We start from the raw sequence: 22296 nt of genomic DNA on the forward strand, positions 1-22296 counted from the left end.
CAGGGCGGCGCTGCGAGCATGACACCCATGCTCCGAGCCGCCGCTGAGATACCCGTGTCCCGTCGTTCCGCACCGCCCACCTGGGTGGTGGTCGCACTTGCCTGCGCGGGACAGTTCCTCGTCGTCCTCGATGTGTCCGTCGTCAACGTGGCGTTGCCGTCGATGCGCGCCGACCTGGGGCTGAGCGCCCCGGGCCTGCAGTGGGTCGTCAACGCGTACTCGATCGCCTTCGCCGGCTTCATGCTGCTCGGCGGGCGGGCCGGGGACCTGTACGGGCGCAAGCGGATGTTCCTCATCGGGCTCGCGCTCTTCACGCTCGCCTCCCTCGGCGGCGGGCTCGCCCAGGAGGAGTGGCAGTTGCTGGCCGCGCGGGCCGTGCAGGGGCTGGGGGCGGCGGTCCTCGCGCCCTCGACGCTGACGATCCTCACCTCGGCCGTGCCCGAAGGGGCGCCGCGCGCGCGTGCCATCGCGACCTGGACCGCGGTCGGCGCCGGCGGCGGCGCGGCGGGCGGACTCGTCGGCGGGCTGCTGGTCGACGGGCTGTCGTGGCGTTGGGTGCTGCTGATCAACGTGCCCATCGGCGCGGTGGTGCTGGCCGGCGCCCTGCGCTGGCTCGTCGACAGCCGGGCCGGTGACAGGCGGCGGCTCGACCTGCCGGGCGCGGTGCTTGTGACGGCCGGGCTCGCGACCCTCGCGTACGGGATCGTGCAGACCGAGGCCGAGGGGTGGACCTCGGCCGCCACGCTGGCGCCGCTGTCCGGCGGGGCCGCCCTGATCGCGCTCTTCCTGCTGGTCGAGGCGCGGACGAAGGCGCCGCTGATGCCGCTGAAGCTGTTCCGGCTGAGGGCGGTGTCCTCGGCGAACGTGGCGATGTTCCTGTGCGGGGCGGCGATGTTCTGCATGTGGTTCTTCATGACGCTGTACGCGCAGAACGTGCTCGGCTACTCGCCGCTGGAGGCCGGGCTCGCGCTCGCGCCGAGTTCCCTGGCGGTGGTGCTGGGCTCGAAGGCCGCGCCGCGGTTCATGGCGGTCGTGGGTGCGCGCGGTGTCGCGCTGACCGGGATGCTGGTGGCGGCCGTCGGGTTCGGCTGGCAGTCGACGCTGAGCGCCGACGGCTCGTATCTCACCGCGATCATGTTCCCCGGGATCCTGATGATGCTCGGCGCCGGGCTGAGCGCGACACCGCTCGCCGCGCTGGCCACGTCGGAGGCCGAGCCGGGGGACGCCGGACTGGTGTCCGGGCTGGTCAACACGTCGCGCACGATGGGCGGTTCGCTCGGTCTCGCGGTGATGTCGACGATCGCGGCGACCCGGACCGGCGCCGGGACGTCGGACGAGGCGCTGACCGAGGGGTACGCGCTGGTGTTCCGGACGGGGGCGGGGGTGCTGCTCGGGGGTGCGGTGCTGATGGCGGTGTGGTTGCCGCGGCGGGTGGGACCGCGGGCGAAGAGGACCGCCACGGGGTCCTGAAGGCCGGGGCGCCCGCCCTGCCGCCGAGGATCTACAACCACCCCTGCTGCCGGGCCTCCCGCATCGCCGCCATGCGGTTGCGGGTGCCCGTCTTGCCGATCGCCGAGGACAGGTAGTTGCGGACCGTCGACTCGGAGAGGTGCAGCTTCGTCGCGATGTCGGCGACCGTCGCACCGTCCACCGAGGCATTCAGTACGTCGCACTCACGGGCGGTGAGTGGATTGGGCCCGGCGCTCAGCGCGACCGCGGCGAGGGCCGGGTCGATGACGGTCTCGCCGGTCAGGACGCGGCGGATCGCCTCGGCCAGTTCCTCCACGGGCCCGTCCTTGACCAGGAACCCCGCGGCACCGGCCTCCATGGCCCGTCGCAGATACCCAGGACGTCCGAAAGTGGTGAGGATCAGCACCCGGCAGTCGGGTACTTCGTCCCGCAACCGGGCTGCGGCGTCCAGCCCGCTGACACCGGGCAACTCGATGTCCAGCAGGGCGACATCGGGCCGCGACTCCAGGGCCGCGCCCACGATGGCGTCCCCCGTTCCGATCTGCGCGACCACCTCGATGTCCGCCTCCAGCCCGAGGAGCAGCGCGAGGGCCCCCCGCATCATCCCCTGATCCTCGGCAAGGAGAACCCGGATGGACTTGGCGGGCCGATGGTCCCGCGGCATCTCGTTCACGAGCCAAGATTAGGGCGCGGGCGACGGAACGGACGTGCGGACGGCGCCGACAACGTGGACGTGCGCGGGACGGCGGGCGTGGCGGGATTGGCGGGCGTGCGCGGGATGGCGGGCTTGGCGGTCTCGGCAGGCGTAGCGGTCTCGGTGGGCTTGGCGAGCGTGGCGGGCTGGTGGTCTCGGAGGGCTTGGCGGGCGTGGTGGGCTTGGCGAGCCTGGCGGGCTTGGCGGCTTCGGAGGGTTCGGAGGGCTCGGCGAGCCTGGCGGGCTTGGCGGCTTCGGAGGGCTCGGCGGGCGTGGCGGTCTTGGTGGGCGTGGCGGGCGTAGGCAGCAGCGCCCGGACATGGCTGAGCGGCAACGTCGAACTCCGGCGGGCTCCGGCAGTCCCAAAGGGGCGCGGGGAACTGCGCGACCAGCCACGACGAACCCGCAGCCGACGCACCGGACTTCCACCGGAGCCCATAGACGTGGGGGGGAGGGGGGAGAGCCCCCGCCCCCCGCTCAGGCAGCCGTCCCCGGAGCAGAGGCTTTGGCCGAAGCGTCCGATGCGGCGGCCGCATCCGGCACCTCCGCCGACGAGGCAGCCGTCTCCGCAAACCCGACCGCCCCCACGGCAAACTCCCCCGCCCCCACCGGAGGTTCCCCCGACTCCACCGGAAGTTCCGCCGTCACCACGAACCCACCCCGCGCCCCGGCACCCGCTGTCAGTGAACCGCCCGCCGCCCCGAGCCGCTCCGTCAGCCCCTTCAGACCGGTGCCGCCGATGCCGCCGATGCCCGGGGGCGGAGGCGGGGCCGGCGAGTCGACCCGTACGCCATGGCCGTCGTCCGCGACGCGTGCGCGGACCCGTTCCGGCGAGCCGTCCACCGTGATCTCGCAGCGCGTCGCCCCGCTGTGGCGCACCACGTTGGTGACGGCCTCGCGGACGACCCAGCCCAACAGGGCCTCGGTCCTGGCGGGCAGCGGCGGCCCCGACTGCCGGACAACCGGTTCGATGCCGGCGGCCCCGAGCACCGAGCGGGCCCGGTCGAGTTCGGTGGCGAGACTGCCCTCGCGGTAACCCGTGACCGCTTCGCGGATCTCGGTGAGGGCCTGGCGGCCGACCGACTCGATGTCGCCGACCTGGACGAGTGCCGCGTCCAGGTCGCGATGGGCCAGGCGGCGGACCGCCTCCGACTTCACGACGATGACGGAGAGCGTGTGGCCGAGCAGGTCGTGCAGGTCACGGGAGAAGCGGAGGCGTTCCTTCTCGACGGCACGGTGGGCCAACTCCTCGCGGGCGGCGCGGAGTTCGCGGACGGCCTCGGAGAGGGAGAGGATCGCGGCCGTGACCATGGTGGAGAGGAAGGTGCCGTAGGCGATGTTCACGGCGTCCCAGCCGTCCCGCAGCCCGGCGATCACGCCCGCGAGCGCGCTCAGGCCGATGCCGGTCCTGCCGAGCCACCGGCCCCGGACGATCGCGCCCGCGGCCAGGCCGAGCAGCGGGAAGAGAAGGAGCCAGCTGCCGCCGTAGAGGACGGCGAGGACGCAGGTCACCGCGCCCATCGCGAGCAGGGCGCCCCGGGTGGAGCGGGCCTGGCGCGTCTCCTTCGTGAAGGCGCGGAACACCACATAGATGTAGAGGGTGTTGAAGGCGAACAGGCCGATCCCGCCGATCCAGGGGTTCTCGGTCTCGCCCCGGAAGAGGTTGGAGAAGGCGCCCATGCCCATCAGGAGCCAGGGCAGCAGAGCGAAGCCGTTGGGCGGTGGGCCCAGCTGCTCCGGGAGCTTCCCGGTCTTCCGCACGGCCTGCTGGTCGGCCAGGAACGCCTCCCGGTCGGCCTTCCACTGCGTTCGTGTGTCCTGCCACGCCGACATCTGGCAACTGACCCTTCGCAACCAGGACATGTTCCCTGCTCCCCGTCGGTAACGGATCTCGTTCAGGCGGTCCGGGCGGACTTGCGGTACGACACCACAGCGTACGAGCCGAAGGCGAGCAGCCAGAGGGTCAGCACCAGCACCGCCGCGAGAGCCGGCGCGTGCCCGTCGGCGACCGACGTGCCGAGCTGCGCGAACCGGTTCGTCGGGACGTAGGAGGACACGGACCGCAGCCACTCCGGGAAGAGGGAGAGCGGGAACCACAGGCCGCCGACCACCGAGAGACCCAGATTGCACACCATGTTCACCACCCCCGTGGCCTGCCCCGTCAGCCGGTACCCGTTGCCGAGGCCGAGCAGGGTGAACGGGATCGAGCCGAGCCACAGCAGCAGTGCGATCGCCGCCCACTTCCAGGCGTCCAGGCGTACGCCGTTGACCAGGCCGCCCGCCGCCAGGACCGCGAGAATCGCGGGCAGCACGGTCACCGCGCCCGTCAACGCCCGGCCGACCACGACCTGCCGCGGGCTCATCGGTGTGATCCGCAGCTGCCGCAGCCAGCCGATCGCCCGGTCCTCGGCGACCCCGCCGCCGGTGTTCAGGGCCGAACCCATCGCGCCGTAAGCCGCCATGCCGATCATGGAGGTGGTCTTCCAGCCGCTCTCGCTCTCGTCACCGAGGTTGGTGAACAGCAGATACATCATCACCGGCATCGCGACACCGCCGATCATGAAGCCGGTGTCGCGCAGCGTCCTGCGCACTTCGAGCCGCAGATAGTCGAGCGTCACATGGTTCACCATCACACCGTCTCCAGAGCCTTGTCGGAGGCGGAGGCGGAGGACGTCAGCGCGAGGAACGCGTCGTCCAGCGAGGCCGGCGCCACCTCCAGGCCGCGGATCGCGCCACGCTCGGCGAGCGCGACCACCGTCGCGTCCGAGTCCTCGGTCCGCAGCCGCGCCCGGTCCCCGCGCACCTCCACGGAGACCACGCCCGGCAGCAGCGTCAGCCCCTCCGTACCGGCGCCGGCCAGCTCGAAGGAGACGAGGCTGCCGCCCGCGGCCCGCTTGAGCTGCTCGCCGCTGCCGTCGGCGACGACCCGGCCGTGGTCGATGACGACGATCCGGTCGGCGTTGGCGTCCGCCTCCTCCAGGTAGTGGGTGGAGAAGAGGACGGTGTGGCCGCGCCGCGCGTACCCCCGCATCGAGTCCCAGAAGGCGTACCGCGCCTCCACGTCCAGCGCGGCGGTCGGCTCGTCGAGCACGATCAGCGAGGGGTTCCCGACGAGCGCGACCGCGAACCGCACCCGTTGCGTCTGACCCCCGGAGAGCCGGTCGACGCGCCGCCCGGCCAACTCGGCGATGCCCGCGAGCTCCAGCGCCTCGCGGACGGGCATCGGCGCCGGATACGTACCGCCCACGAAGCCGACCAGTTCGCCCACCGTCACCCGCGGCACCGGCCTGCTGTCCTGGAGCATGGCACCCACGCGGCCCGCCCGTACGGACTCTTCCGGGGCGGCGCCGAAGAGCCGTACGACACCCTCGTCGGGCTCGTTCAGGCCCAGCAGGAGCGAGATGGCGGTGGACTTGCCGGCGCCGTTGCGGCCGAGCAGCGCGACCGTCTCGCCGCGCGAGATCTCCAGGTCGACGCCGTCCACGGCCCGTACCGCGCCGAAGGTCTTGACCGCCCCGGTGAAGGACACGGCCTGCTGGGTCCCGGTTGTTGTCACCCTCGATGTCGCCCTCGATGTCGCCTTCGATACGGCTGTCTTGGTCATGGGTACGACGCTACGAATCCGGGGTGCCGGAGCGGCAGATGCGTATGTACGGACTCGGGCGGGACAAATGTCACGGCCCCGCCCGGCCGACCCTGTCTCTCTCTTATCTGACATGCCGTCAGGAGTCTTCACATGTGCCGGGGGCTGGGCTATACAGGGGTTCGCCGGATTGGAACGCGTTCTAGAACAGGCGGGTTCCGCGGCCCAGTGTCGACCTCGGTGCGGCCGACGGTGCGGACGGCCGCACCGGGGTCTTCCCTGTCAGCAGTCCGGCCAGCAGTCCGGTCAGGAGTCCCGCCAGGAGTCAGGAGCCCCATGCCCATCGACGTTGCCCAGGCCCTCGCGGCGGAGCCCCGGTCCGCCGAGATCGCCTGGGGTCACAAGGACGTCCAGCTCTACCACCTCGGCATCGGCGCGGCCGCCGACCCCGACAAGCACCACCCCGCCACCGACCCCGACGAACTGCGCTACACCCTGGAGTCCAGGCTGCACGTCCTGCCGAGCTTCGCGACCGTCGCTGGCGCGGGCTCACCGGGCGTGATCAACGGCCTCTCCATGCCCGGGGTCGACGTCAACCTCGCGCACGTCCTGCACGGCGGCCAGACCATCGGACTGCACCGCCCGATCCCCGTCGAGGGCAAGGCGGTCGCCACCTCGCGGATCGCGGCCGTGTACGACAAGGGCAAGGCCGCGATCCTCGTCATGCGCACCGAAGTCGCCGACGACGAGGGCCCGTTGTGGACCAACGACGCCCAGATCTTCGTACGCGGAGAAGGCGGCTTCGGCGGCGACCGCGGCCCCTCCACCCGTCCCGAGCCGCCGACGGGCGAGCCGGACCGGACGGTGGAGCGCCCGATCCGCGAGGACCAGGCGCTCCTCTACCGGCTCTCCGGCGACTGGAACCCGCTGCACGCCGACCCGGAGTTCGCCAAGCTCGCCGGGTTCGACCGGCCCATCCTGCACGGACTGTGCACGTACGGGATGACGCTGAAGGCGGTCGTGGACACGCTGCTCGGCGGCGACGTGAGCCGGGTCCGCTCGTACGCCACGCGCTTCGCCGGGGTCGTGTATCCGGGCGAGACGCTGCGGATCCGGATGTGGCAGCTGGACGGTGAGGGCGCCGAGGGCGGTAACGGCGGTATGGACGGAAAGGGCGGTAACGGCGGTAAGGGCGGCACGGTCCGTGTGACGGTGGGCGCCGCCGACCGGGACGACGCGCCGGTTCTCGCCGACACCGTCGTGGAGCACAACTGAGTGTCGTACGTACGTTCCTGAGGGGAGAGCCGCACCATGCGCGCAGCCGTACTGCACGAGATCGGCCAGGACAAGCTCGACATACTCGACGACGTCGAGGCGGTGGGCTTCGGGCCCGGCCGGGTGAGGGTCCGGGTGCGGGCCACCGGCCTGTGCCACTCGGACCTCTCGGCGATGGCCGGAGTCCTGCCGCAGCCCGCGCCGTTCGTGCCCGGGCACGAGGGCGCCGGCGAGATCCTGGAGGTGGGCGAGGGCGTCACGAACGTCAAGCCCGGTGACCGGGTCGTCGTCTGCTGGCTGCCGGCCTGCGGCGCCTGTCCCGCCTGCAAGCGCGGTCAGACCGAGCTGTGCCTCGCCGGGTTCATGAACGCCGGCACACCCAACTTCAAGCGCTCCGGCGGCAGTTCCTCCGACCTGTTCGGCTTCGCGGGCACCGGGACCTTCGCCGAGGAGGTCGTGGTCGACGCGGGCTGCGCGGTGCCGATCCCGGACGACGTGCCCTTCGACATCGCGGCCCTCATCGGCTGCGGCGTCACCACGGGACTCGGCGCCGCCCTCAACACCGCCGACGTGGAGGCCGGTTCGTCGGTCGCCGTCATCGGCTGCGGCGGCGTAGGCATCTCCGCGATCCAGGGCGCGCGGCTCAAGGGCGCCGCCGAGATCGTCGCCGTCGACCCCGTACGGTCGCGCCGTGACGCCGCGCTGAAGTTCGGCGCAACCAAGGCCGTCTCGCCCGACGAACTCGCCGACGCCAAGCAGACGTTGACGGCCGGCGAGGGCTTCGACTACGTCTTCGAGGTCGTCGGCCGCTCCGCCACCGCCCGCACCGCCTACGAGAACACCCGCCGCGGCGGCACGCTCGTCGTCGTCGGCGCCGGCGCCATGGACGACTTCCTCCAGCTCAACATGTTCGAGCTGTTCTTCGACGAGAAGCGGATCCTGCCGTCCATGTACGGCGGAGGGGATGTCCTGCGGTCGTACGAGCGGACCATCGCGCTGTGGCGCGCCGGGCGTATCGACCTGGAAGGGCTGATCACCCACCGGGTGCCGCTGAGCGAGATCAACGAGGCGCTCGACCAGATGCGTACGGGTGTGGCGCTGCGTACGTGCATCGAGATCTGATCGCCGACTGAGCACCGACCGATCGCTGACTGGCACCGATCGACCACCGACTGCTCACCGACCGACCACCAACTCCGGTATGGCTGAAGGGGCCTTGATGTCACTGCCACTTGAGGGGCGGTCCGCGATCGTCACGGGCGCGGGCCGCGGTCTTGGCCGGGCGGAGGCGCTGGAACTCGCCCGGCTCGGCGCCGCCGTCGTCGTCAACGACTTCGGGCAGCCCGGCCGGGACGGCTCCGGCGACGCGTCGGCCGGGCCCGCCGAGGAGGTTGCCGCCGAGATCCGTACGGCGGGCGGCCGCGCGGTCGCGCATACCGGTGATGTGGCCGATCACCAACAGGCCCGGGAACTCGTCGAGTTGGCGGTCGACGAGTTCGGGCAGCTGGACATCCTGGTCAACAACGCGGGCATCCTGCGCGACCGGATGGTCTTCTCGATGTCCGAGGAGGAGTGGGACTCGGTGATCCGGGTCCACCTGAAGGGCCACTTCAACACCACCCACTTCGCGTCCGCGCACTGGCGGGCACGCTCCAAGTCGGCGGGCGCGCCGGTGTACGGGCGGATCGTGAACACCTCGTCGGAGGCGTTCCTGGCGGGTTCCGCCGGACAGCCCAACTACGCCGCCGCGAAAGGCGGAATCGTCGGGCTGACGACGTCCACGGCACTGGCGCTCGCGAAGTACGGCGTCACGGCGAACGTGATCTGCCCGCGGGCCCGGACCCGTATGACGGCGGACGTCTTCGCGGGCTTCGAGGAGCCGGTGGGTCAGGGGTCCGAGGGCCGACTCGATCCGCTCGCACCCGAGCATGTCGCCCCGCTCGTCGGCTACTTGGCCTCACCGGCGGCTGAGCACGTCAACGGTCAGCTCCTCGTCGTGCACGGCGGCATGGTCGCGGTCGTCGAACGCCCGCGGGTGGCCGCCAAGTTCGACACCAAGCAGGACGCCTTCACGTACGACGAACTCGACGCGCTGCTCACCCCGCACTACGCGGACCGGCCGGCGGGGGAGACGTTCGCGGCGGCGGAGGTGCTGGGGCTCAAGCACGGGTGACTGCCGTCGGAGGTGGCGGGAAGCGGGAACGGCCCCGCCCGACGAGCGTCGGGCGGGGCCGTGTGACGAGCGGGCCTGAGGTGTTGGTCAGGCCGCCCTGTCGGTGCGCTCGGCCGGTTTACGGTGCCGGCCGCGAGGGGTCGCCTCGCCTTCCTGCGCGGAGTTCGGCCCCCGGTGCCGGCCGTGGCCACCGTCGGCGGAGGCCTGCGCCGCCGCCACCCGCGGGTCGGCGGCCGTCGTCTCCATGGTGTTCGTGTCGCTCATGTGGAAATTCACCCCGTCAACAAGATCCTTCGGTACAGCGCGGGCGAGTCTAACGGGCGGTTGTGCGGGCGCTGAGGGGTGGTTGTGGCTACTCGGTAGTCACTTTCAGGGGGATGGGAGGGGGGTCGTTTCGGCGGTCTCCGGGACGGCCCGGGGTGCCGCGGGAACCCTTGGATCGACGCGTGGCCCGGCGGCGGTTTCGGCAGCCGACCGGACGCTGAGACTGCGAAGAGCCGGAGGCGCCTCGGCGCTGATGCGCTCGATACGGAGTGGCTGGGTCACTTCGGGGCCGGGGCCGGGGTCGGAGTCTGGGCCGGGGTGGGGATGAGGGCCGGGACCGAGGTGGGGGTGGGGGGCGATGGCGCGAGCGGGTACCGGATCCGCTGGGCGAATGCTTTCAGCGGTTGCCCGCCCGGTGTCTTCGGCGACCGTCCGGCTCGCGCTTCCTGGGCCTGGCACCACATGACCGGTGCTCCCAGCAGCCGCATGCCCTGCGCCCCCACCGCTCGCGAGCCCCGGCCCCTCGCTGCCGACCCGGCCCGCGCCTTCGGCACTCACCCTTCCCGCACCACCGGCGGCCACCCACCCTGCACCACCGGCGGTCACTTGCCCCGGGCCGTCGGCGGCAGGCCGGCCCGTTCCATCTGCGGCTACTCGCCCCGAGCCATCGGCGGCTGCCCGCCCCGCATCACCGGCGGCCGGCCGCCCCGCACCATCTCCGGCCACCCGCCCCCCTCCAACTCCAACTCCAACTTCCGCCACCCACCCCCCACCACCGTTGCCGACAACCCGCCCCGCCCCGCCCCCGTCCCCGCGTGCCAACCGTCGTCCCGCGAAGGCGTTCGCGACCACTCGGCCCACGAGGGGAGCTTGTTGCAGGGGTACGGGACGGGGTGTCGCGGACTCCGGGGGATCCGTGACCGACGGCCCCCGCGGCGCTTCCCCCGACGCCTCGGCCGTCGTACCGTCCGGATCCCCCGGGTCCACGTCCCCCGCCCCCGTGGGTGCGGCCACCCGTGCCACGCCGCACGGCACCGCGTGCGTCGCGTACGGCAGATGGAGCACCCCGTCCCTGGTCCACATCCCGGAGCCCGCCAACCACCCGGCAGGCACCCGGAGTTGGTGGATCTGTCGATCGGTGGGACGCCACACGCCGAGCCAGCTGCCGGACGCGCCGTCGATGCGCAGCGCCACCGCGCAGCTCTCCGGTGTCAGCACCTGGCCAGGCTGGACCGCGAAGGGCGTCAGCAGGCAGCCCGGCAGATGCAGGGACTCCGGGAAGCGCACCGGCAGCGTGCTCCCCAACACCCCCCAGCCGAGCCGCTCCTGACCCGGCGACGGCGCGTCCGAGCGGATCAGGAGCAGCCCGCTGTCGGCGTCCGCCAGCAGCAGCCGGTCGTTGCTCTCCTCGGCGATCTGGAGGAGCGGCGACACCTCGCCGCCACGCTCCAGGTCGACCACCACCGTCTTGGTCCGGCCGTCCAACTCCCGGTCAAGCGCGAGCAGTCGGTCCTCGCCGCCCAGCCACGCCCCGCCCGAGCAGCGCCCCGGCACCTCCGCGAGATGCTCGGGCCCGAAGGCGCCGCCCGCCACCAGCCACACGGCGGTCGAACCCCGGCCCACGGCAAGGGCGTACGCATGCGAGCCGCCCGGAGCCGGCGGCAGCAGCCGCAACTCCGTTCCGCTGTCCGGGCATTCCACCGCGCCGAGCGGCACCTCACCCGTCCCAGGGCCGGTCGGGTACAGCAGCGAGAACGCGTGCCGTCCGTCGGCGAGCCGGTGGATGAGCACCCGGCCGTCCGCCATCGGCAGCACCTCCGTGCCGGGCTCCTCCGGCTGGTTGCCGGGCAGCGGCACGGCGTACGGCTCGGGGCCGTCCAGCGTCCAGCGCTCCGGGAACCAGGAATCGCCGTCCAGGGCCAGGCGCGCCGCGTAGGACCCGTCGGCGGTGATCACGCACCCTGCCCGCGCGGTCCACGGGTTCCCGTTCCCCTCCGCGGTATCGATGGCACAGGCCGTCATCGTTCGGTCACCTCCGAAGGTCGAAACTAGTTTTCGCACGCACAGACGTGGGACCGGGAGGCGGCCGCTTCACACATAAGGATGGTCAGGTCCCGATTCGCCTGAGGGAACGGGGGCTGGTGTGCTGGACGGGATCGAAGCGGTTTATGTTTAGGGTCACCTAAGTGCTGCCTGTGAGGGTGCCCCAGTGCCCCAGTGCCCCGTACCCCGCCGTGCAGTGCAGTGCAGTGCCGCACCGCCCGACCCCGAACGCTTGGAGTGTGTCCCGATGTCCCTTCGACGCAGAGGCCCCGCCGCCGTTGCCCTCGCGGTGGCCGCCGCGCTCTCACTCGCGGCCTGCGGGGCGAGCGACGGAGGCGACGGAAACTCGGCCTCCGGTAAGTCCGACAACGGCAGCGGCAGCAAGTCCGTGGCCCAGGGCGGCGACGACTTCTCGAAGGCCGCCGAGGAGACCGCCAAGATGGGGACCACCGCCAAGGCCGGCGAGTTCCCGCGCACGATCAAGCACGCGCGGGGCGAGACGGTACTCAAGGCGGAGCCCAAGCGTGTCGTGGTCCTCGACGTCGGCGAGCTCGACAACGTCGTCTCGCTGGGCGTCAAGCCCGTCGGCTGGGCCCCCACCGAGGGCTCCTCGGGCATCCCCTCGTACCTGAAGAAGGACGCGGGCAGCCCCAAGGACGTCGGCACGATCAACGCCCTCAACCTCGAAGCGATCGCGGGCCTGAAGCCCGACCTGATCCTCGGCAGTGAACTGCGCGCCGCCAAGCTCTACCCGCAGCTCTCCAAGATCGCCCCCACCGTGTTCTCCATCCGCCCGGGCTTCACCTGGAAGGAGAACTACCTCCTCAACGCGGCCGCGCTGGACAAAACGGCCGAGGCGAAGACCGAGCTCGCCGCGTACGAGACGAAGGCGAAGGCCCTCGGCACCGAACTGCGCGCCGACAAGCCGACCGTCACCATGCTCCGCTACATGCCGGGCATGATCCGCCTTTACGCGAAGGCCTCCTTCATCGGCACGATCCTCGACGACTCCGGCATCCCGCGGCCCAAGAACCAGCAGATCAACGACCTCGCGGCGGAGATCAGCCCGGAGAAGATCGACGACGCCGACGCCGACTGGATCTTCACCGGCGTCTACGGCGACGCCAAGAAGACCGAGCGCGCGAGCGCCGAGGACAACCCGCTCTGGAAGAAGCTCGGCGCAGTGCAGGACGGCCAGGCCAAGGACGTACCGGACGAGACCTGGTACCTCGGCCTCGGCGTGACGGCGGCCGACCAGGTCCTCGACGACCTCAAGGGCTACCTGGTCAAGTAGTACGGCCGGTACGGCCGGTACGGCGACCTGCGGGGCCGGCCGGTCAAGCGGCGCGGCCCGGCCCGGGCCGCCTGGTCACAGCAGGTCCGGTCGCCCTCGACTGGTGGGGCACGGACATAAGGCAGGTAGCCTTTTGTTCGTGCCCTGTCTGTCTGAAGTCATCACCGCGCTCGACGCCCTCTGGCCCTCCGAGAGGGCAGAGGACTGGGACGCGGTCGGGACGGTCTGCGGAGACCCCGACCAGGAGGTCTCCCGCGTCCTCTTCGCCGTCGACCCGGTCCGGGAGATCGTCGACGAGGCGGTCAAGCTCAACGCCGACCTGCTGGTCACCCACCACCCGCTCTACCTGCGCGGCACGACGACGGTGGCGGCCTCGACCTTCAAGGGCCGCGTGGTGCACACCCTCATCAAGAACGACATCGCCCTGCACGTCGCCCACACGAACGCCGACCGCGCCGACCCGGGCGTGAGCGACGCCCTCGCGGGCGCCCTCGACCTGCGCGTCGTACGGCCCCTCGTGCCGGACCCCACCGACGCCGAAGGCCGCCGGGGTCTTGGCCGCGTCTGCGAGCTGGACCACCCGCTCACCGTCCGCGAACTCGCCGCCCGCGCCGCCGAGCGGCTGCCCGCCACCGCGCAGGGCATCCGCGTCGCCGGCGACCCGGATGCCGTCGTACGGACCGTCGCCGTGAGCGGCGGCTCCGGCGACAGCCTCTTCGCCGACGTACGCGCCGCCGGCGTGGACGCCTTCCTCACCGCGGACCTGCGCCACCACCCGGCGTCGGAGTTCATGGCGGATCGCGAGCACGGTCCGGGCCGCGAGCACGGTCCGGACCGCGCACACAGTCCCCTCGCGCTGCTCGACGCGGCGCACTGGGCCACCGAGTGGCCCTGGTGCGAGCTGGCCGCCAGCCAGCTCGACGAGATTTCCGACCGTCGGGGATGGGGACTTCGCGTCCACGTCTCCAAGACGGTCACCGACCCGTGGACATCCCACTCCCCTTCACCTGGAGCCCCCAACTGAACGCCGCGCCCGCCGACCAGATCCGACTTCTCGACGTCCAGACCCTCGACGCCCGCCTGCAGCAGCTCGCGCACAAGCGCGACTCGCTGCCCGAGCACGCCGAGATCGAGTCGCTGACCAAGGACCTCACGCAGCTGCGCGACCTGCTCGTCGCCGCGCAGACCGAGGAGAGCGACTGCGGCCGCGAGCAGACCAAGGCCGAGCAGGATGTCGACCAGGTCCGCCAGCGTGCTTCCCGCGACCAGAAGCGCCTCGACTCCGGCGCCGTCTCCTCGCCCAAGGACCTGGAGAACCTCCAGCGCGAGATCGTCTCCCTCGCCAAGCGGCAGGGCGACCTGGAGGACGTAGTCCTGGAGGTCATGGAGCGCCGCGAGTCCGCGCAGGAGCGGGTCGCCGAACTGACCGAGCGGGTCTCCTCCGTCCAGTCGAAGATCGACGACGCGACGGCCCGCCGTGACGCGGCGGTCGAGTCCCTCGACAGCGAGGCCGCGACGGCGACGAAGGAGCGCGAGGTGATCGCCGGGGTCATCCCCGCCGACCTCCTCAAGCTCTACGACAAGCTGCGCGCGCAGCAGGGCGGCGTCGGTGCGGCCCGGCTGTACCAGCGGCGCTGCGAGGGCTGCCGCCTGGAGCTCAACATCACCGAGGTGAACGACGTGAAGGCCGCCTCGCCCGACACGGTGCTGCGGTGCGAGAACTGTCGCCGCATCCTCATCCGTACCTCCGAGTCCGGTCTGTAAGGGGCCCGCGGCTTGCGCGAGTTGATCGTCGAGGCCGACGGGGGCTCCCGGGGCAACCCGGGCCCCGCGGGCTACGGCGCCGTCGTCATCGACGCGGTGACCGGGGAGACACTGGCCGAGACGGCGGAGTACATCGGGGTCGCGACGAACAACGTCGCGGAGTACCGGGGCCTGGTGGCGGGCCTCCGCGCGGCCCGCGCGCTGGACCCCACGGCCACGATCCACGTCCGCATGGACTCCAAGCTCGTCGTCGAGCAGATGTCGGGCCGCTGGCAGATCAAACACCCCGGCATGCGCCCCCTGGCGGCCGAGGCCCGCTCCGTGTTCCCCGCCGGCCAGGTCACCTACGAGTGGATCCCGCGAGCCCAGAACAAGCACGCGGACCGCCTGGCCAACGAGGCGATGGACGCGGGAAAACGGGGCGAGCAGTGGTCGGCCTCCGGCTCCACGGCAGAGCTGGACGCGAGGCGCGCCGCGTCGGCAGCGCCCCGTAAGGGGCGCGGGGAACTGCGCGACCAGCCACGGCCGACCCGCGGCCTGACGGCGGCCGTCAGTTCCCGCGGCGCGCACAGCGATGACGTACGGGCCGCGCGGAACGTGGCGACAGGAGCGACGGCAGCGGCTGAGGCCGGGGCAAGGGCGACGACCGCGACCGGGATGGCAGCTGTACCACCCCCCGGAGGGACCGCATCCCCGGATCTCGGCACCCCCACCACCTTCGTGCTCCTGCGCCACGGCGAAACCCCGCTGACCCCCCAGAAGCGGTTCTCCGGAAGCGGCGGCAGCAACCCCGCACTGTCGGACGTGGGCCGCCACCAGGCCGAACGGGTCGCCGAGTCGCTCGCCGCCCGCGGAACCGTGCAGGACATCATCTCGTCCCCCCTCGCCCGCTGCCGCGAAACCGCGGAGATCGTCGCCGCCCGGCTGGGCCTCGACGTACGGATCGAGGACGGTCTGCGCGAGACGGACTTCGGAGCATGGGAAGGGCTGACGTTCGGCGAGGTGCGGGAACGGTATCCCGACGACATGAGCGCCTGGCTGAGTGCACCGGACGCCGAACCCACCGGCGGCGGCGAGAGCTTCGCGGCGGTGGAACGGCGCGTGTCCGCGGCCCGCGACAAGCTGCTCGCGTCCTACGCCGGCCGCACCGCCCTGCTCGTCTCCCACGTCACCCCCATCAAGACCCTCGTACGGCTGGCCCTGGGCGCCCCGCCAGAGGCCCTGTTCCGCATGGAACTGTCGGCGGCCTCGCTCTCGGCGGTGGCGTACTACGCGGACGGCAACGCGAGCGTGCGTCTGCTCAACGACACGGGGGCGCTGCGCTAGCTGGGCCGTTGACTGGCTTGGGTGGTGGGTTGGCCGCGGGTCGGTGGGGGCTGGTCGCGCAGTTCCCCGCGCCCCTCACGGGCGCCTCAGTGCGGGCCGGTTCCCATCGCTGCGGCCTCCCTCGCCAGTTTCTCCACCCTCGGCCAGTCCCGTGCCGTGACCGCGTCCGGGGGGAGCATCCAACTTCCGCCCACGCAACGGACGTTGGGCAGTGCCAGATAGTCCGGCGCGTTGCCGGGGCCGATGCCGCCGGTCGGGCAGAAGTGGGCCTGGGGGAGGGGGCCCGCCAGTGACTTGAGATACGCGGTACCGCCCGCCGCCTGTGCCGGGAAGAACTTCATCTCGCTCACGCCACGCTCCAGCAGCGCCACGACCTCCGACGTGGTGGAAACCCCCGGCAGGAACGGCACCCCGGACGCCTGCATGGCATCGAGCAGTGCGTCCGTCCAGCCGGGGCTCACCAGAAAACGCGCCCCGGCGGCCACGCACTCCGTCACCTGGGCCGGAGAGATGACCGTGCCCGCCCCGACCACCGCCCCGGGCACCCCGTCCGCGATCGCCCGCAGCGCGTCGAGCGCCACCGGCGTCCGCAGCGTCACCTCGATCGCCGGCAGCCCGCCCGCGACCAGCGCCCGCGCCAGCGGCACGGCGTCCGCGACATCCTCGACGACGACCACGGGAACGACGGGCGCGAGATCGAGTACGGACGAGCGCACCGAAGGCGAGGGAAGGGGCGAAGTCATACCCTCATCCTGCCGGTGGCGCACAGCCTGCGCAAAGCGCGTTGCGCATACTGCAACGCATGCATGTATGCGCTGCAGTATGTATTCAGTGGACCTCGCTCACCAGCACATCCAGCGTCCACGCCTTGCCCGCCCCACCCGGAGCGGCCACCTCCACCACGTACCCCAGCTCCCGCAGCGCCTCCACCAGCTCCGCCGGACCAGAGGGCACCGCACCCGACTCCATAAGGCTGCGTACGATGCGCCCCTTCGTCGCCTTGTTGAAGTGGCTGACCACCTTCCGCGTCGGCGCGTGCAGCACCCGCACGCTCGCCGTACGCTCCGCGACCTCCCCCTTCGGCTTCCACGCGGCCGCGTACGCGGCGGACCGCAGATCGAGTACGAGCCCACCCCCGGCCACCTCGGGAAGCACGGCGGCCATCGGCGCCCGCCAGTGCGCGCCCAGCGCCCCGAGTCCCGGCAGCCGCACACCCATCGAGCAGCGGTACGAGGGAATCCGGTCCGTCACCCGGACCGCACCCCACAGCCCCGAGAAGGCGAGCAGCGAGCGCGCCGCCCGCTTCTTCGCGCTCGCGTCGAGGGAGGCCAGGTCCAGGGCGTCGTACAGCACCCCCGTGTAGATCTGCCCGGCGGGCCGTGTCCCGGCGGTCCGCAACTCCGTGTTCTTGGCGATCTCGCCCCGCAGGCCCTCGCTCAGCCCGAGCACCTCGGCCGCCTTCTCCTCGTCGGCCGCGCACAGCTCGACCAGCTCGTCGAGGACCGCCCGGCGCGCCTCGGCGAGCCCCGGCAGCGACAGCGACTCCGGCTTCAGCGGCGCGCCCCGCCCGGAGGGTGCCTTTCCTTCGGAGGGCGGCAACAGCACGAGCACGGTGGTTCTCCTTCAGTACGTACGAGGGGCTCGCGCCAGCGTACGGGGTGCCGCCCGCCCCGCCCGGTCACGTATCTCGCGCACAAGGTCCTCCGGCTCGTCGGCGTGGAAGCGGATCAGGCGTACGTCCCTGGGGCGCCCCAGGAAGGTGAGGTGCCGTACGGGGGAGTCCAGTTCGATGGTGATCGTGGTCTGCGCGCCGATGTCCAGGTTGAGTTCGCCGTCGCGTCGCTCGTGTGTGGCGACCATCTCGCGGCGGACGGAGGCGATCGAGGCCAGGGGCACCCGCAGGTCGACGTGGACGGCCCGGCGGATGCGCAGAGTGGTGTCGTCCAGGACGTGCGGGCGGGTGACGGAGGCCGCGTGCAGGCCGACGACCAGGAGCAGGGTGTAGACGTCGAGGGCGAGCCACACCCGGTGCACGGCGGGATAGTTCCGCAGCAGCACCGTCATGCAGACACTTTCGAGGACACACACGAAACCGAACCCGAACATCATCGCGCCCTGACCCCGGGCGTACCCGAAGGCCCGCCCCCGACGGCTGCCGTGCGGGCGCCGAGCCACCCACCGGGCGATACTCGCCAGCAACCGCACCTCGTGGCCGACGACTCGCCGTACCGCTCTCGGCATCTTCGGCATCTTCGTCGTCTTCGTCTTCGCCATCTTCTTCATCGCGCCCTCTCCACGAGCAGTCGGATCGTGCGGTTGATCGCCGCGGCCTGAGCGGGCGAGAAGTCGTCGAGGAAGGCGCGCATGAAGCTGCCGCCGTGGTTCAAGTCGAGGCTGTGCAGGTCTAGTTGGCCGAGGCCCATGCCCTCCAGGGCCTCGTCCGGAAGGCAGTCGGCAAGGGTGCGGGCGGCCTCCTCGACGCGCGGGTCGGCCGGGTCGACGTCGACGAGCGCGTCGAGCAGGGCGTACGCCTCGTGCGTGCGCTCCAGGGCGCCCGGCGTGTCGGCGGCGGCACGCAGTGCGGTCAGCAGCCGCTCCCGGTCCTCCGGGGCCGAGACCGTCTCCAGCAGGGCGATCATCTCGCGGTCCCGCGCGGCCATCGCGGGTTCGGGATGCCGGGTCAAGTCACCGAAGATGGCGGCCAGTTCGGGAGATACGGGCCCTTCGGCGGGCAACCCGCCCCTGCCTCCGCTCCCGCTCCCGTCCTCGCCCCTGCCCAGGTCCAGCAGAGCGCGCAGCCGCAGCCGCCGCTCCTGGATCGCCGCCTCCTGCCGCGCCAGGTCGTCGTCGAGTTCCGCGAGCACCTCGGCGAGGTCGCGGCCGGCGTCGTCCGCCAGCACGTCCCGCACCTCGGCGAGGCCGAGCCCCAGCTCGGTCAGCCGCCGGATCCGGGCGAGCACGACGGCGTGCCGCAACCCGTAGTCGCGGTAGCCGTTGGAGCGCCGCTCGGGTTCGGGCAGCAGCCCGAGGTGGTGGTAGTGCCGCACGGTCCGCGTCGTGACGCCGACGGTCGAGGCGAGTTCTCCGATCCGCATGCCCTCAGTAGAAACGTTGACGTTGCGGCAGGGTCAAGCGACGCGTCCTCGGCGGCCGGCGGTTCCTGACGGCGCCGGTGATCGTGTCGCACGATCGGGGGAACCGTTCCCGATCTCATGGACGGTTGATCGCCCGAGGTCCCAGTCTGGCGAGCGATCGCGGAAGGAGACGTGACGTGACTGCCATGTCATACGAGGCTGAGGTCGTGTTGGAGGGCTTCCTGGCCCTGGACATGCCGGAGGGTCTCCGGGCCGAGCTCATTGAGGGGGAGATCGTGGTGAAGTCGACGCCGGACGGCAACCACGAGCACTGCGTCAGCGAGGTCCTAGAACAGGTCATCCTGCGGTCCAGCACAGATATGCAGTTCTCCGGGCACAAGGGCTTGAAGCTGGCGAGCGGGGAGCGCCTGCCGCAGGACCACGTGATCCCCGACATGACCTTGGTCCCAGCAGCGGTGCGGGGCTTCCGAGGTGCCGCCCCCTGGATGCCTTGCGAGGGCGTGTGCCTGGTCGGCGAGGTCACATCTACCAGGCCAGAGGTCGACCGCGAGGTCAAGCGCCGCTGTTACGCCCGTGGCGGCATCCCGTTCTACCTGCTCATCGATCGCGATGCCTCCTCGGTGACGCTGTTCAGCGACCCGGAGATGGACGACTACCGGAGGCACTGCACGGTTCACTTCGGCAAGTCCCTCGCCCTCCCCGAACCGTTCGCCTTCTACCTGGACACCACAGAATTGGTCTGAGCGTCTGAGCCCGAACCAGACGTGGACAGGCATAGAAGCGAGGCGCCCGGACGTTACAGGTGACATGCGAGGAGAGACAGCCACCGGCCGGGAACAGGCCGTCTGGACCAGAGCGACGCTCGGCCGGACCGGCCGCCCCCTCGACCTCCTGACCGCCCGCTTCGACCGCCACCGCTACGCCCCGCACGCCCACGACGAATTCACCATCGGCGTCTGCGTCGGCGGCTCCGAGATCATCGACTACCGCGGCGGCCGGATCCACGCGAACCCCGGCTCGATCGTGGTCCTCAGCCCGGGCGAGATGCACACGGGCGGCCCGGCCACGTCCGACGGCTACGCCTACCGCGCCCTGTACGCCGAGACGCCCCTGCTCACCGAGGGCACGTGGAGCGTCCCGCACTTCCGCGACCCCGTCCTCGACGACCCCGAACTGGCCTCCGCCCTACGCCTCACCCACACCGAACTCAGCGCCTGCCCCGACCCGTTGGAGGCGGAGTCCCGCATCCCGTGGCTGCTCACCGCCCTGGCCCGCCGCCACTCCACGGCCCGCCCGGTGTGCGACACGATCCCGGGCGCGGACCGCATAGCGGCGACGGTCCGCAACCGCCTGGCCGACGAACTACTCTCCCCACCCTCCCTCTCCGCCCTGGCAGCCGACCTGGACCTGTCCCGCTACCAACTGCTGCGCGCCTTCCGTACGAGCATGGGGATACCGCCGTACGCCTGGCTGGCCCAGCACCGGGTGAACCGTGCCAAGGGCCTGCTGGAGTCGGGCCACCGCCCCGCCGAGGCCGCCGCGCTGGTGGGCTTCGCGGACCAGGCGCACCTGACGCGCTGGTTCCGTCGGGTGCTGGGGGTGACCCCGGCGGCGTACCGCAACAGCGTTCAAGACGTACGCCCCTGACCCGCCCGAGACTGCGGGCATGACTGCACGCGGCTGGTTCCTGTTCTCCCTGATGGGAGTGGTCTGGGGCGTCCCCTACCTGATGATCAAAGTGACCATGGACGGCGGCCTCTCCCCGTCCTTCGTGGTCTTCACCCGATGCGCGCTCGGCGCGGCGCTGCTCCTGCCGTTCGCGATCCGACAGGGCAATCTGATCGGCGTGGTACGGGAGTACTGGCGCCCGATGCTGGCCTTCGCCTGCATCGAGATCATCGGCCCCTGGTGGACCCTGACCGACGCGGAACGCCACCTCTCCAGTTCCACAGCTGGCCTGCTGATCGCGGGCGTACCGATCGTGGGTGTGCTCCTGGCCCGCTATTTCGGCGACACGGAACGCCTGGGCGCCCGCCGCACGACCGGCCTGGCACTGGGCATGGGCGGCGTGGCGGTGCTCACGGCCCCCCACCTCACAGGAGGCAACGTCCGCTCGCTCTCGGAGATGCTGGTGACGGTGGTCGGCTACGCGACCGCGCCCCTGATCATCGCCCGCTACCTCAAGCCGGTCCCGACCCTCCAACTGATAGCCCCGTGCCTACTCCTCGCGGCACTGGTGTACGCCCCGGCAGCGACGCTGACCTGGCCGTCGGAAGTCCCGTCCCCCTCCGTCCTGGCCTCCCTCGCCGGCCTGGGCGTGATCTGCACGGCCCTCGCCTTCGTCATCTTCCTGGAACTGATCCGGGAGGCCGGCCCGACCCGGGCGGTGGTCTTCACGTACGTCAATCCGGCCGTGGCGGTGTCGGCGGGCGTGCTGTTCCTGAACGAGGAACTGACGGCGGGCGTGGTGGCGGCCTTCACGCTGATCCTCCTGGGCTCCTTCTTCGCGACGGCGGCTCCGACCGCTCCCGTTCCGGGCCGGGCCGCGGGCCCGGTACCATGGTCGACACGGCAGACGAGCCGGGCGGACGGCCGCGTGAAGACCCCTCCGGGGGACCTTCCCGAGGAACGTCCGGGCTCCACAGGGCAGGGTGGTGGCTAACGGCCACCCGGGGTGACCCGCGGGACAGTGCCACAGAAAACAAACCGCCAGGGACCTCGGTCCCAGGTAAGGGTGAAACGGTGGTGTAAGAGACCACCAGCGCCTGAGGTGACTCAGGCGGCTAGGTAAACCCCACCCGGAGCAAGGTCAAAAGGAGCCGCTGTAAAAGGCGCTCTGCGCGGACGTTCGAGGGCTGCCCGCCCAAGTCCGCGGGTAGACCGCACGAGGCCGACGGCAACGCCGGCCCTAGATGGATGGCCGTCTCCCCGACGACCGCGAGGTCCCGGGGCACAAAACCCGGCGTATAGCTCGGCTCGTCTGCCTTTAGGGCCCCGACCAGGTCATCTGGCCAGGTCGGGGCCCATGCCGTGTCAAGGGACTTCCCGCTTCTGCCTGGGAGTTCCCACGAGATCCCGCGGGAGTGTGCACGCTTTGTGCACCAGGCGGACGACGAACAACCGAAGCCCGACAGCGGACGTTGCGTGAGCGCGGCAGCCTGGCCCTCGGGGCGGCGGGCCGTGTGGCAGCGGACCACGGCGAGAAGAATCGCTGCCTCATGGAGCAGGCACGCGAGCGGCCGCCGCCAGGCCACGGCAGCGTTGCCCGCTGCTGTTGGCCCACCTCTGGTCACGAGCAACGGCCCATGCAACGAA

General features: G+C 71.6%; 19 protein-coding genes, 1 other RNA gene and 2 pseudogenes. 12 read left to right on the forward strand and 10 right to left on the reverse strand.

Annotation, left to right across the window (positions count from 1 at the left end; all coding sequences use genetic code 11):
• The first annotated feature begins 18 nt into the window (after positions 1–18).
• On the forward strand, positions 19–1470 hold the full coding sequence (locus tag AB0I18_RS01530; protein ID WP_363103297.1) for an MFS transporter: 1452 nt from the start codon (positions 19–21) through the stop codon (positions 1468–1470).
• A 31-nt stretch (positions 1471–1501) separates the two neighbouring features.
• Here AB0I18_RS01530 and AB0I18_RS01535 read toward each other — a convergent pair whose 3' ends face one another.
• The 4 genes from AB0I18_RS01535 to AB0I18_RS01550 form a co-directional block, all read right to left on the reverse strand.
• On the reverse strand, positions 1502–2134 hold the full coding sequence (locus AB0I18_RS01535; RefSeq protein ID WP_363103380.1) for a response regulator transcription factor: 633 nt from the start codon (positions 2132–2134) through the stop codon (positions 1502–1504).
• A 507-nt stretch (positions 2135–2641) separates the two neighbouring features.
• The gene (locus AB0I18_RS01540; protein WP_363103298.1) at positions 2642–3997 is read right to left on the reverse strand and encodes a sensor histidine kinase; all 1356 of its coding nucleotides are present in this window, start codon (positions 3995–3997) and stop codon (positions 2642–2644) included.
• Between the two features lie 62 nt (positions 3998–4059).
• Positions 4060–4794: an ABC transporter permease gene (locus AB0I18_RS01545; protein WP_363103299.1), complete on the reverse strand. Its 735-nt coding sequence runs from the start codon at positions 4792–4794 to the stop codon at positions 4060–4062.
• Complete coding sequence (locus AB0I18_RS01550; protein WP_363103381.1) at positions 4794–5693, reverse strand: ABC transporter ATP-binding protein; 900 nt, start codon at positions 5691–5693, stop codon at positions 4794–4796. Before AB0I18_RS01550 ends, AB0I18_RS01545 begins: the two co-directional genes overlap by 1 nt.
• 390 nt (positions 5694–6083) lie before the next feature.
• On the opposite strand from AB0I18_RS01550, the gene AB0I18_RS01555 reads away from it, so the two are divergent.
• The 3 genes from AB0I18_RS01555 to AB0I18_RS01565 all read left to right on the forward strand — a co-directional run bounded on the left by AB0I18_RS01555 (position 6084) and on the right by AB0I18_RS01565 (position 9195).
• Complete coding sequence (locus AB0I18_RS01555) at positions 6084–7022, forward strand: MaoC/PaaZ C-terminal domain-containing protein (protein ID WP_363103300.1); 939 nt, start codon at positions 6084–6086, stop codon at positions 7020–7022.
• Positions 7023–7058: 36 nt separating this feature from the next.
• Positions 7059–8144, forward strand: coding sequence for a Zn-dependent alcohol dehydrogenase (locus AB0I18_RS01560; RefSeq protein ID WP_363103301.1), 1086 nt, complete (start codon positions 7059–7061; stop codon positions 8142–8144).
• A gap of 97 nt (positions 8145–8241) precedes the next feature.
• Positions 8242–9195: a 3-oxoacyl-ACP reductase gene (locus AB0I18_RS01565; RefSeq protein ID WP_363103302.1), complete on the forward strand. Its 954-nt coding sequence runs from the start codon at positions 8242–8244 to the stop codon at positions 9193–9195.
• Between the two features lie 87 nt (positions 9196–9282).
• Here AB0I18_RS01565 and AB0I18_RS01570 read toward each other — a convergent pair whose 3' ends face one another.
• Positions 9283–9459: a hypothetical protein gene (locus AB0I18_RS01570; protein ID WP_363103303.1), complete on the reverse strand. Its 177-nt coding sequence runs from the start codon at positions 9457–9459 to the stop codon at positions 9283–9285.
• Between the two features lie 846 nt (positions 9460–10305).
• A pseudogene (locus AB0I18_RS01575) lies at positions 10306–11481 on the reverse strand (hypothetical protein); the annotation flags it as partial.
• 268 nt (positions 11482–11749) lie between these two features.
• Here AB0I18_RS01575 and AB0I18_RS01580 point away from each other — a divergent pair.
• The 4 genes from AB0I18_RS01580 (at position 11750) to AB0I18_RS01595 (ending at position 15886) form a co-directional block, all read left to right on the forward strand.
• Positions 11750–12796 (forward strand): iron-siderophore ABC transporter substrate-binding protein, encoded by a 1047-nt coding sequence (locus AB0I18_RS01580; RefSeq protein WP_363103304.1) that lies wholly within the window; start codon positions 11750–11752, stop codon positions 12794–12796.
• 139 nt (positions 12797–12935) lie between these two features.
• Positions 12936–13820: a Nif3-like dinuclear metal center hexameric protein gene (locus AB0I18_RS01585; RefSeq protein WP_363103305.1), complete on the forward strand. Its 885-nt coding sequence runs from the start codon at positions 12936–12938 to the stop codon at positions 13818–13820.
• Positions 13817–14560 (forward strand): C4-type zinc ribbon domain-containing protein, encoded by a 744-nt coding sequence (locus AB0I18_RS01590; RefSeq protein ID WP_363103382.1) that lies wholly within the window; start codon positions 13817–13819, stop codon positions 14558–14560. The genes AB0I18_RS01585 and AB0I18_RS01590 overlap by 4 nt, the downstream gene beginning before the upstream one ends.
• Positions 14561–14572: 12 nt before the next feature.
• Positions 14573–15886, forward strand: a complete 1314-nt coding sequence (locus AB0I18_RS01595) for a bifunctional RNase H/acid phosphatase (protein ID WP_363103306.1) — start codon at positions 14573–14575, stop codon at positions 15884–15886.
• Between the two features lie 86 nt (positions 15887–15972).
• On the opposite strand, the gene eda is transcribed toward AB0I18_RS01595, so the two are convergent.
• From eda to AB0I18_RS01615, 4 genes are all read right to left on the reverse strand, one after another.
• Complete coding sequence (gene eda / locus AB0I18_RS01600; RefSeq protein ID WP_363103307.1) at positions 15973–16629, reverse strand: bifunctional 4-hydroxy-2-oxoglutarate aldolase/2-dehydro-3-deoxy-phosphogluconate aldolase; 657 nt, start codon at positions 16627–16629, stop codon at positions 15973–15975.
• A gap of 85 nt (positions 16630–16714) precedes the next feature.
• Positions 16715–17497, reverse strand: coding sequence for a peroxide stress protein YaaA (yaaA, locus tag AB0I18_RS01605; RefSeq protein ID WP_363103308.1), 783 nt, complete (start codon positions 17495–17497; stop codon positions 16715–16717).
• 12 nt (positions 17498–17509) lie between these two features.
• The gene (locus AB0I18_RS01610) at positions 17510–18160 is read right to left on the reverse strand and encodes a hypothetical protein (protein ID WP_363103383.1); all 651 of its coding nucleotides are present in this window, start codon (positions 18158–18160) and stop codon (positions 17510–17512) included.
• A 5-nt stretch (positions 18161–18165) separates the two neighbouring features.
• Entirely contained in the window at positions 18166–18981 is an 816-nt protein-coding gene (locus tag AB0I18_RS01615) for a MerR family transcriptional regulator (RefSeq protein WP_363103309.1), read from the reverse strand.
• A gap of 185 nt (positions 18982–19166) precedes the next feature.
• Here AB0I18_RS01615 and AB0I18_RS01620 point away from each other — a divergent pair, with 185 nt between their 5' ends.
• From AB0I18_RS01620 to rnpB, 4 genes and pseudogenes are all read left to right on the forward strand, one after another.
• The gene (locus AB0I18_RS01620; protein ID WP_363103384.1) at positions 19167–19724 is read left to right on the forward strand and encodes a Uma2 family endonuclease; all 558 of its coding nucleotides are present in this window, start codon (positions 19167–19169) and stop codon (positions 19722–19724) included.
• Positions 19725–19788: 64 nt separating this feature from the next.
• Complete coding sequence (locus AB0I18_RS01625) at positions 19789–20628, forward strand: AraC family transcriptional regulator (protein WP_363103310.1); 840 nt, start codon at positions 19789–19791, stop codon at positions 20626–20628.
• Between the two features lie 19 nt (positions 20629–20647).
• Positions 20648–21430: pseudogene (locus AB0I18_RS01630) on the forward strand (DMT family transporter); the annotation flags it as partial.
• A 127-nt stretch (positions 21431–21557) separates the two neighbouring features.
• Positions 21558–21964: RNase P RNA component class A (gene rnpB / locus AB0I18_RS01635), an RNA gene on the forward strand.
• Positions 21965–22296: the final 332 nt, after the last annotated feature.

Source organism: Streptomyces sp. NPDC050704 (genome assembly GCF_040654355.1).
Lineage (GTDB): Bacteria > Actinomycetota > Actinomycetes > Streptomycetales > Streptomycetaceae > Streptomyces.

Bases quoted from the DNA above. Each gene is read 5' to 3' on its own strand.
- AB0I18_RS01565 (WP_363103302.1), top strand. From the start codon at position 8,242: ATGTCACTGCCACTTGAGGGGCGGTCCGCGATCGTCACGGGCGCGGGC.
- AB0I18_RS01530 (WP_363103297.1), top strand. From the start codon at position 19: ATGACACCCATGCTCCGAGCCGCCGCTGAGATACCCGTGTCCCGTCGT.
- AB0I18_RS01545 (WP_363103299.1), bottom strand. From the start codon at position 4,794: ATGGTGAACCATGTGACGCTCGACTATCTGCGGCTCGAAGTGCGCAGG.
- AB0I18_RS01570 (WP_363103303.1), bottom strand. From the start codon at position 9,459: ATGAGCGACACGAACACCATGGAGACGACGGCCGCCGACCCGCGGGTG.
- AB0I18_RS01580 (WP_363103304.1), top strand. From the start codon at position 11,750: ATGTCCCTTCGACGCAGAGGCCCCGCCGCCGTTGCCCTCGCGGTGGCC.
- eda (WP_363103307.1), bottom strand. From the start codon at position 16,629: ATGACTTCGCCCCTTCCCTCGCCTTCGGTGCGCTCGTCCGTACTCGAT.
- AB0I18_RS01615 (WP_363103309.1), bottom strand. From the start codon at position 18,981: ATGCGGATCGGAGAACTCGCCTCGACCGTCGGCGTCACGACGCGGACC.
- AB0I18_RS01620 (WP_363103384.1), top strand. From the start codon at position 19,167: ATGTCATACGAGGCTGAGGTCGTGTTGGAGGGCTTCCTGGCCCTGGAC.
- AB0I18_RS01535 (WP_363103380.1), bottom strand. From the start codon at position 2,134: ATGCCGCGGGACCATCGGCCCGCCAAGTCCATCCGGGTTCTCCTTGCC.
- AB0I18_RS01555 (WP_363103300.1), top strand. From the start codon at position 6,084: ATGCCCATCGACGTTGCCCAGGCCCTCGCGGCGGAGCCCCGGTCCGCC.
- AB0I18_RS01610 (WP_363103383.1), bottom strand. From the start codon at position 18,160: ATGGCGAAGACGAAGACGACGAAGATGCCGAAGATGCCGAGAGCGGTA.
- AB0I18_RS01540 (WP_363103298.1), bottom strand. From the start codon at position 3,997: ATGTCGGCGTGGCAGGACACACGAACGCAGTGGAAGGCCGACCGGGAG.
- AB0I18_RS01560 (WP_363103301.1), top strand. From the start codon at position 7,059: ATGCGCGCAGCCGTACTGCACGAGATCGGCCAGGACAAGCTCGACATA.
- AB0I18_RS01625 (WP_363103310.1), top strand. From the start codon at position 19,789: ATGCGAGGAGAGACAGCCACCGGCCGGGAACAGGCCGTCTGGACCAGA.